Genomic DNA, 8,611 nt, shown 5'->3' with positions numbered 1-8,611 from the left:
GGGAGAGGGAGGGAGGCTGAATGCTCGAACTCACACTCCAGGCACTGTTCTCCGGCCTGCTGGCCGGCGGCTACTACGCCACCGTGGCGGTGGGGCTGGCGCTGGTGTTCGGCACCATGCGCGTCATCAACCTCGCGCACGGCGAGCTGGTGCTGCTCGCCGCCTACATCGCCTACGCGGGCGAGTCCCGGTACGGGCTGAACCCGGTTCTGTGCATTCCCTTCGCCCTGGTGGTGGTGTGCGCCAGCGCCGCCATCGTCTACGCGCTGCTCGCGCGCATCGAGCAGGACCGGGAGATGAACTCCCTCATCCTCACCTTCGGGCTGGGCGTCATCCTGACCAACCTGATCCTGATGACCTGGGCGGCGGACATCCACTCCACCACCAACGCCTGGATGCTCGACAGCTTCATCCTGGCGGACACGCTGTTCGCCATGCGCTCGGAGGTGGTGTTCTTCGTCGCCGGCCTGGCGCTGATGGCCGCCGTGCACCTGTGGCTCAGCCGGTCCTGGCAGGGCCGCGCGGTGCGGGCGCTGTCCTCCAACCGCAACGCCGCCAAGCTGATGGGCGTCGATCCGCGCCGCACCGAGGTGCTGTCCTTCCTGGTGGCCGGCGCGCTGTCCACCTTCGCCGGGATCGCCATCTACACCGGCAAGACGATCTATCCCGCGCTCGGCCACGTGATGACGGTGAAGGCCTTCATCATCACCGTGCTGGCCGGCATGGGCTCGATCCCCGGCGTGCTGGTTGGCGCCATCATGATCGGCGTCATCGAATCCTTCACCGTCACCTTCGCCGCCGCCTCGCTGCAGGAGCTGGCCGGCATGGTACTGTTCCTGGTCGTGCTGTTCGTCGCCCCCTCGGGCCTGTTCGGCGGCAAGAAGGCGCTCCCCCGATGACCCCGCGCGTCCTCGTGCCGGTGCTGGTCGCCGCCTATCTGGTGGTGCCGCTGGCGTTCCAGTCGAACGGCTACCTGCTCGGCCTCATCGTCGCGGCGCTGACCATCGCCGGGATCGCGGTGGCGTGGGCGCTGCTCGGCAACCTGGGCGGCATGGTCAGCTTCGGGCACGCGGCGTTCTTCGGGGTGGGCTCCTACGTCTCGGCGGTGCTCACCATGAAGGCGGGCGTGCCGGTGTTCGCCGGGCTGCTGATGGGCGGCGTCGGCGCGGCGGTGGCGTCCGTCGCCACCATGCCGGCGCTGCGCCTCAAGGGGCCGTACTTCGCGCTCGCCATCCTCGCCTACGCGCACATCTTCCAGATCCTGGCGGTGCAGATGGAGGGGGTGACCGGCGGCGCCGGCGGCCTGCTGTCGATCCCGCGCTTCCCCAGCGTGGCCGGCATCGACTTCGGTACGAAGCTCGGCGGCTACTTCGTCATCGTCACCATCGTGATCCTGGCGGCGCTCGCCTACGACGCGATCCGCCGCTCCACCTGGGGGTTGGCGCTGAAGGCCATGCACGACAGCGAGCTGGCGACCCGCGTCATCGGCGTGCCGAGCACGCACCTGAAGGCCGTCATGCTGGTGGTCTCCGCCTTCATCACCGGCGTGGTCGGCGCCTTCAACGCGCACTTCATCAACTTCCTGGAGCCGGACTACGCGTTTTCCGGTTCCTGGACGGTGCTTCCCATCGCCGCGGCGATCTTCGGCGGCTACCGCACGGTGTGGGGGCCGGTGCTGGGGGCGCTGGTCATCTACCTGTTCGACCAACTGCTGTTCAAGGAGGTGCTGCCGCACGGCCACCAGCTGGTGCTGGGGGCGCTGATGGCCGGCATGGTGCTGTGGAGCCCCGGCGGCCTCGTGCCCGTCCTGCTCCGCCGCCGCAAGGGAGGGCGCGCGCATGCTCACGCTTGATCAGGTGCAGGTCAGCTTCGGCGGCGTCACCGCGCTGCGCGGCGTCACGCTGCAGGTGGGGGAGGGCGAAACGGTCGGCCTCGTCGGCCCGAACGGGGCGGGCAAGACGACGCTGTTCAACGTCATCTCCGGCGTGGTGCACCCGGTGTCCGGTTCGCTGTCGTTCCGCGGCAAGCCGCTGCTGAGGGAGCCGGAGTGGAAGCGCGCCCGCCTCGGCATCGGCCGCAGCTTCCAGATTCCCCGCCCGCTGCACCACTGCACGGTGCGCGAGAACCTGATCGTCGCCCAGCGCTTCGGCGCCGGAAAGGCCGATCCCCGGCGCATCGACGAGATCCTCGACCTGCTGAAGCTGGCCCACAAGGCCGACCGCGACGCGGTCACCGAGCTGGCGCTGACCGAGCACAAGGCGCTGGAGGTCGGCAAGGCGCTCGCCACCGACCCGGCGCTGCTGCTGCTCGACGAGGTGCTGGCCGGGCTGGAGACCGCCGGCAAGCGCGCCTTCATGCAGACGCTGGGCGAGGTGCGCGACCGCTTCAACCTCGCCATGATCGTCATCGAGCACGATATCCCGACCATCTCGACGCTGTGCCCGCGCGTGGTGGTGCTGAACTTCGGCGAGCTGATCGCCGACGGCACGCCCGAGACGGTCTTCCGCGACGCCGAAGTCATCAGGAGCTACACCGGTGAAGCCGCTGCTTGAAGTGGATCGCGTGCGCGCCGGCTACGGCGCCATCAACGTGCTGTGGGAGGTGTCGCTGACCGTCGCGGCGGGGGAGACGACGGTGATCGTCGGCCCGAACGGCGCCGGCAAGACGACGCTGCTGCGCGCGCTGATGGGGCTGGTGCCGGTGCAGGGCGGCGACGTGCGCCTGGACGGCGCCAGCATCCGCAACCGCCGCACCTGGGACAGCGTCGCCGACGGGCTGGTGATGATCCCCGAGGGCCGCATGATCTTCCCCGACATGTCGGTGGAGGACAATTTGATGATGGGCGCCTTCCCGCGGACGTGCCGGAAGGGCTGGAAGGCCAACCTGGCGATGGTCTTCGACCTGTTCCCGCGCCTGAAGGAGCGGCGCGGCCAGCTGGCCGGCACGCTGTCGGGCGGCGAGGCGCAGATGCTCGCCATGGGGCGCGGGCTGATGGAGCAGCCGCGCCTCTGCCTGATCGACGAGCCGTCGCTGGGCTTGGCGCCGGTCGTCGTCGATGAGATCTTCCGCATCCTGGTGCGGCTCAAGGAGGAGGGGTTGACCATCGTGCTGGTCGAGCAGAACACGAACCGCGCGCTGAAGATCGCCGATCAGGTCTACCTGATGCAGTCCGGCCGCGTCGCGCTGTCCGAACGCGGCGAGCGCGTCGACCTGGAGCGCCTGCACGCGCTGTACTTCGCCCACGAGGCCGCGGAATGAGCGGGCCGGAGCTGCCGCACGACCACCTGCTCGACGGCGAGCCGCTGTCCGGCTTCCAGGAGCTGCTGGGCTACCGCCTCGTGCGCTGGGAGGAGGGGATGGCGGAGATGGAACTGCGCATCGAGCGCCGTCACCTGAACCGCGCCGGGGTGGTGCACGGCGGCGTGCTGACGACGATGCTCGACACCTCCATGGGCTTCTCGGCGACCTTCTGCCCGTTTCCCGGGCGGGTGCGGCGGGTGGTGACGCTGTCGCTGTCCACCAGCTTCCTCGGTCAGGCGCGGCACGGCACGCTGGTGGCGAGCGGGCGGCTGCGCGGCGGCGGGCGCAAGATCGTGTCGTGCACCGGCGAGGTGCGCCTGCGCGAGACCGGCGCGGTGCTGGCCGCCGCCGAGGGCATGTTCAAGTACCGCACCGGCAGCGAGCACCCGGAGGGCGTCGAGCTGCACGGCGGCTGAGCCGCGTCAGCGGCAGATGCCGGCCTGGGCGCGCAGTCCGGCGGCGATGCTGCGGATGACCTCCTCGGCCTGCAGCCGCTCGCCGTGCAGCGTGACCACCAGCAGCACCGCGGCGGCCAGCAGCGCGCCGGCCCGGTGCGACCGCACGGCGATGGGCGGCAGCGTGCGGTACCGGCGGGCGAACACCGCAAGCGTGACGACGCCGACGAGCAGGCCGACCGCCACTTCCGGCGCCGTGTGGGAATTGAGCAGGATCCGCGTCGCCGCCACGCCGGCGACGACCGTGGCCGGCACCGCCAGGGCCAGCCAGCGCCCGATGCCCTGGAGATGCCGCGCCAGGATGATCCCGGCGGAGCCGTAGACCATGGTGGCGAAGGCGGCGTGGCCGCTGGGGCTGACCAGGGAGGGGCCGGTCAGCGCCGCCTCGCACGCGTAGCCGAGCAGCTTGAGCGCCGCCAGGATCGCCAAACCCGGCACCAGCGTGCCCAGCCAGATGAGCGCCGCCGTGGCCGACTGCTGCGACCACAGCACCATCGCGAGCACCAGCGCCAGCGGCAGCATCAGCGCGCTGTCGCCGAGATCGGTGACCACGGTCAGGAGGGCGGGATCCATCCTCCTTTATGGGTGCGGGGCCGGCTTCCCGGCAAGCGACAAAGAGCCGCGCCTTATGTCGCGGCTCTCAGCCCAAGGTATGGGCATTATGCTCTTGTTGGAGGCATCTGACGAAATTACTATGCACACACATCCAACAGAGGATTCCCGTGGGGAGGTCGCCATGTGTGCCGGCGTCGAAGGCTGCTTCCTGATCCGCGCCTACCAGCAGAATTTGCGGAAGCACGGGCACGAGATGGCCGTGAGCGCCGCCGCGCGCCTCTATCAGCGCACGAACGCCGCGGCCTCCGACGAGGAGGCGGTGGAGTTCGTCACCCGCTTCATCACCCCCACCGCCGCGGTGGCGGACTGCTCCGCCTGCAGCCACGCCGCGTGATGCGCGCACGCTCGGAGTTCCCGAGCACCCCGCTTTGGTATCGTTCTTGCTGGAGGTCGGCCGTATAGGGGCTGCGCCCTGCCGGCAAGACGAGGCGTGTTTTCGTGCGAGTTCTCCTGGTCGACGACGATCCCGACCGTGCGGCGGTGGTGCGGGACAGCCTGTGCCAGATGGGGGCCGAGATCGCCGCGCAGATCGGGCTGGCCGCCGACCTGCGCGCCGCCATCGCGCGCACCACGCCCGACCTCATCGTCGTCGACCTCGACTGCCCGTACCGCGACTATCTCGAAGACCTCATGCAGATCAACCGCGAGAACCCGCGGCCGATCGCCATGTTCGTCGGCGAGGAGGACCGCGCGCTGATGGCCCAGGGCGTCCAGGCGGGGGTGAGCGTCTACGCGGTGGACGGCTTGAGCCCGAAGCTGGTGCGTTCGGTCATGGAGACGGTGCTCGGCCACTTCCACCGCTTCCGCCAGCTCAACGAGGAACTGGAGAAGTCGCGCACGGCGCTGTCCGACCGCAAGCAGGTGGACCGCGCCAAGGGCCTGCTGATGACCCACCGGGGCTTGAGCGAGGACGAGGCCTACCGCTACCTGCGCAAGCTGGCCATGGACCAGAACAAGCGCCTGGCGGAGATCGCCGAGACGGTGATCGCGATGGCCGATCTGCTGAAGCGATAAGTGGCTGGTGGCGTGCCTGCGCCGGGCCCCCATCCCATCCTTCCCCCACTTCGCGGGGGAAGGGGCAGCGCGGCGGAGTCCCCTCCCCCGCGACGTGGGGGAGGGGCAGGGTGGGGGCCCGGCACAAGCACGCCACATGCCTAAAAAATAATCTCTCAAGTGCTTTGCTTAAAACATCGTCACGCATGCCGCATCATGGGGCAGAGTCGCTGCCCTGAAAACATGAGCGTGACAGTCGGTCAATCAATCAACTGATTGAAAGCGCTGGTCTTTGTGCGTCGCAACGCAACTGGCACACCCTTTGCTAAACCGGTCTTGCTGGCTCCGGCAACGACGTCGGGGCGCACCTCGGGTGAAGCGCCAACGACGGCGCGAAGCCCTTCGAGAGACACAAGTCCGGGCCAAGGGCGGCCCGGCACCGGGACAACGGCGTCCGAATGGTAAGCGGCCTCCTGCGCTGCTCACCGTTTGGGCGCCTTTTTGTTTGCCTCGAATTTGTGCGGAAGGTCGGTATGACGGGATCACTGGAGCTGAACCGGGTGACGCTGGGCTTCGTGCCGCTGACGGACTGCGCGCCGCTGGTCATGGCGCTCGACAAGGGCTTCTTCGCCAGGCACGGCCTGTCGGTCACGCTGTCCCGCGAGGCGTCCTGGGCCAACATCCGCGACAAGGTGGCGGTCGGCCTGCTCGACGGCGCGCAGATGCCGGCCGGCATGCCGCTGGCCGCCACCGGCGGGGTGGGGCGGGTCAACGTGCCGATGCTGACCGGCGTGGCGCTCGGCCTGAACGGCAACGCCATCACGGTGTCGGAGACGCTGTTCCGCCAGATGGAGGCGGCCGATCCGGCCGCCGTGGCGCGGCGCCCCGCCGACGCCCGCGCGCTGAAGCCGGTGATCGCCGCCCGCCGCGAGGCCGGCCGGCCGAAGCTGACCTTCGGCGTCGTGCTGGCGGTGTCCAGCCACGCCTACCAGCTGCGCACCTGGCTGGCGGCGGCGGGCATCGACCCGGACCGCGACGTGCAGCTGGTGGTCGTCCCGCCGCCGCACATGGTCGGCAGCCTGAAGGCCGGCGAGATCGACGGCTACTGCGTCGGCGAGCCGTGGAACACCCAGGCGGTGCACGAGGGCATCGGCCGCATCGTCGTCACCGGCTACGAGCTGTGGAACAACAGCCCGGAGAAGGTGCTGGGCGTCACCGCCGCCTGGGCCGCCGCCAACCCGAACGCCCACCGCGCGCTGATCCGCGCGCTGATCGAGACGGCGCGCTGGCTCGACGTGCCGGCCAACCGCGAGGAGACGGCGGCCACGCTGTCCCGCGTCGTCGGCGTGCCGGAGGCGGTGCTGCGCGCCTCGCTCACCGGCAGCGTGCAGGAGGCGCCCGGCGCCCCGGCGCGGCCGCTGCCGGACTTCATCGTCTTCCACCGCTACGCCGCCACCTTCCCGTGGCGCTCGCACGCGCTGTGGTTCCTGGCGCAGATGGTGCGCTGGGGGCAGCTGCCGGCCGGCGCCGACCTTGCCGGGATCGCCGCGTCGGTCTACCGCGCCGACCTCCATCGCGCCGCCGCGGCCGAACTGGGCGAGCCGGTGCCGCTGACCGACGGCAAGCCTGAGGGCGCGCACGCCGGCCCCTGGACGCTGACCGACGCCACCTCGCCCATCGCCATGGGCGCCGACCGCTTCTTCGAAGGCCGCCGCTTCGACCCGGCCGATCCCCTCGGCGGCGTGCCGAGCCGCTCCTTCGTGCCCGCCTGATCCCAAAAGAGCCAGCCCCCTCCCTGGAATGGATGAGCCCCCCATGAGCGAGACCAAGAGCGATATCAAGTCTGCCCCCGTTCTCCCCGCGCTCACCCGCCGCAGCCTGCTGGCCGGGACCGCCGCGACCCTCGCCGCCGCGCGCGCCGCGTTCCCTTCGGGCGTCTGGGCCGCCGGCGCCGACGCGCCCGAGACCAGCAAGGCGGTCTTCGGCTTCATCGCGCTGACCGATTCCGCGCCGCTGATCGTCGCCAAGGAGAAGGGCTTCTTCGCCAAGCACGGCCTGAAGGACGCCGACGTGCAGAAGCAGGCGTCCTGGGGCACCACCCGCGACAACATCGAGCTGGGCTCGGCCAACGGCGGCATCGACGGCGCGCACATCCTGACGCCGATGCCCTACCTGATCAGCACCGGCAAGGTGACCAAGAACAGCCAGAAAGTGCCGATGTACATTCTGGCCCGGCTCAACACCAACGGTCAGTGCATCTCGGTCTCCAACCGCTACAAGGCGGCGGGCGTCACCACCGATGCCAGGACGCTCAAGGCCGCCTTCGCCGACATGCGGAAGGCCGGCAAGGAGGTCAAGTGCGCCATGACCTTCCCCGGCGGCACCCACGACCTGTGGATCCGCTACTGGCTCGCGTCCAACGGCATCGACCCGGACAAGGACGTCTCCACCATCGTCGTGCCGCCGCCGCAGATGGTCGCCAACATGAAGGTCGACACCATGGAGGCCTTCTGCGTTGGCGAGCCGTGGAACGCCCAGCTGGTCCACCAGAACATCGGCTTCACCGCGCTGACCACCGGCGAGCTGTGGGCCAACCACCCGGAGAAGGCGCTGGGCATGCGCGCCGACTGGGTGGACAGGAACCCCAACGCCGCCAAAGCGGTGGTGATGGCGGTGCAGGAAGCCGCGATGTGGTGCGACAAGGCCGAGAACAAGGCCGAAATGTGCCAGATCCTCGCCAAGCGTGAGTGGTTCAAGGTGCCGGTGGAGGACATCCTGACCCGCTCGCAGGGCACCATCGACTACGGCACCGGCCGGGTGGTGAAGGACAGCCCGCACATCATGAAGTACTGGAGCGACTTCGCCTCCTACCCCTTCAAGAGCCACGACGCCTGGTTCCTCACCGAGAACGTCCGCTGGGGCTACCAGCCGGCCGACCTCGACATCCGGAAGACGGTGGACGCGGTCAACCGCGAGGACCTCTGGCGCGCCGCCGCCAAGACGCTGGGCGTGGCCGACGCGCAGGTCCCGACCTCGACCTCGCGCGGGCCCGAGACCTTCTTCGACGGCAAGGTCTTCGACCCGGAGAACCCGACCACCTACCTCGCCAGCCTCGACATCCGGCGCGTGTGACGTCTCCGCGCTGGGCCCCCCTCCCAGCCTCCCCCACTGCGCGGGGGGAGGAGTCAAGCCCTCCCCCGCGAAGTGGGGGAGGGTTGGGTGGGGGCCCAGCGCCAGAACTTCCCACC

The 8,611-nt window shown here is 69.9% G+C and carries 10 protein-coding genes; 9 read left to right on the top strand and 1 reads right to left on the bottom strand.

Annotated features, from left to right (window positions below; genetic code table 11):
* Positions 1 to 20 precede the first annotated feature (20 nt).
* The 5 genes from ACRWK7_RS02085 to ACRWK7_RS02065 are packed head-to-tail and all read left to right on the top strand — an operon-like array spanning position 21 to position 3,716.
* The gene (locus ACRWK7_RS02085) at positions 21 to 899 is read left to right on the top strand and encodes a branched-chain amino acid ABC transporter permease (protein WP_431854506.1); all 879 of its coding nucleotides are present in this window, start codon (positions 21 to 23) and stop codon (positions 897 to 899) included.
* Positions 896 to 1,852 carry a branched-chain amino acid ABC transporter permease gene (locus tag ACRWK7_RS02080; RefSeq protein WP_431854505.1) on the top strand — a complete coding sequence of 319 codons (957 nt, stop codon included), beginning with the start codon at positions 896 to 898 and terminating at the stop codon, positions 1,850 to 1,852. The genes ACRWK7_RS02085 and ACRWK7_RS02080 overlap by 4 nt, the downstream gene beginning before the upstream one ends.
* The gene (locus ACRWK7_RS02075; RefSeq protein ID WP_431854504.1) at positions 1,839 to 2,552 is read left to right on the top strand and encodes an ABC transporter ATP-binding protein; all 714 of its coding nucleotides are present in this window, start codon (positions 1,839 to 1,841) and stop codon (positions 2,550 to 2,552) included. The genes ACRWK7_RS02080 and ACRWK7_RS02075 overlap by 14 nt, the downstream gene beginning before the upstream one ends.
* Positions 2,536 to 3,258: an ABC transporter ATP-binding protein gene (locus tag ACRWK7_RS02070; RefSeq protein WP_431854503.1), complete on the top strand. Its 723-nt coding sequence runs from the start codon at positions 2,536 to 2,538 to the stop codon at positions 3,256 to 3,258. The genes ACRWK7_RS02075 and ACRWK7_RS02070 overlap by 17 nt, the downstream gene beginning before the upstream one ends.
* Positions 3,255 to 3,716, top strand: coding sequence for a PaaI family thioesterase (locus tag ACRWK7_RS02065; RefSeq protein WP_431854502.1), 462 nt, complete (start codon positions 3,255 to 3,257; stop codon positions 3,714 to 3,716). The genes ACRWK7_RS02070 and ACRWK7_RS02065 overlap by 4 nt, the downstream gene beginning before the upstream one ends.
* A gap of 6 nt (positions 3,717 to 3,722) precedes the next feature.
* On the opposite strand, the gene ACRWK7_RS02060 is transcribed toward ACRWK7_RS02065, so the two are convergent.
* Positions 3,723 to 4,328: a phosphatase PAP2 family protein gene (locus ACRWK7_RS02060; protein WP_431854501.1), complete on the bottom strand. Its 606-nt coding sequence runs from the start codon at positions 4,326 to 4,328 to the stop codon at positions 3,723 to 3,725.
* A gap of 163 nt (positions 4,329 to 4,491) precedes the next feature.
* Here ACRWK7_RS02060 and ACRWK7_RS02055 point away from each other — a divergent pair, with 163 nt between their 5' ends.
* From ACRWK7_RS02055 to ACRWK7_RS02040, 4 genes are all read left to right on the top strand, one after another.
* The gene (locus ACRWK7_RS02055; protein ID WP_431854500.1) at positions 4,492 to 4,704 is read left to right on the top strand and encodes a hypothetical protein; all 213 of its coding nucleotides are present in this window, start codon (positions 4,492 to 4,494) and stop codon (positions 4,702 to 4,704) included.
* Positions 4,705 to 4,808: 104 nt separating this feature from the next.
* Positions 4,809 to 5,384 (top strand): ANTAR domain-containing response regulator, encoded by a 576-nt coding sequence (locus ACRWK7_RS02050; protein ID WP_431854499.1) that lies wholly within the window; start codon positions 4,809 to 4,811, stop codon positions 5,382 to 5,384.
* 512 nt (positions 5,385 to 5,896) lie between these two features.
* Positions 5,897 to 7,135 carry a CmpA/NrtA family ABC transporter substrate-binding protein gene (locus ACRWK7_RS02045; RefSeq protein ID WP_431854498.1) on the top strand — a complete coding sequence of 413 codons (1,239 nt, stop codon included), beginning with the start codon at positions 5,897 to 5,899 and terminating at the stop codon, positions 7,133 to 7,135.
* Positions 7,136 to 7,178: 43 nt separating this feature from the next.
* Complete coding sequence (locus tag ACRWK7_RS02040; protein ID WP_431854497.1) at positions 7,179 to 8,495, top strand: CmpA/NrtA family ABC transporter substrate-binding protein; 1,317 nt, start codon at positions 7,179 to 7,181, stop codon at positions 8,493 to 8,495.
* Positions 8,496 to 8,611 lie beyond the last annotated feature (116 nt).

This window comes from Azospirillum sp., assembly GCF_050789165.1.
This window is presented reverse-complemented; position numbering and strand designations above follow the sequence as displayed.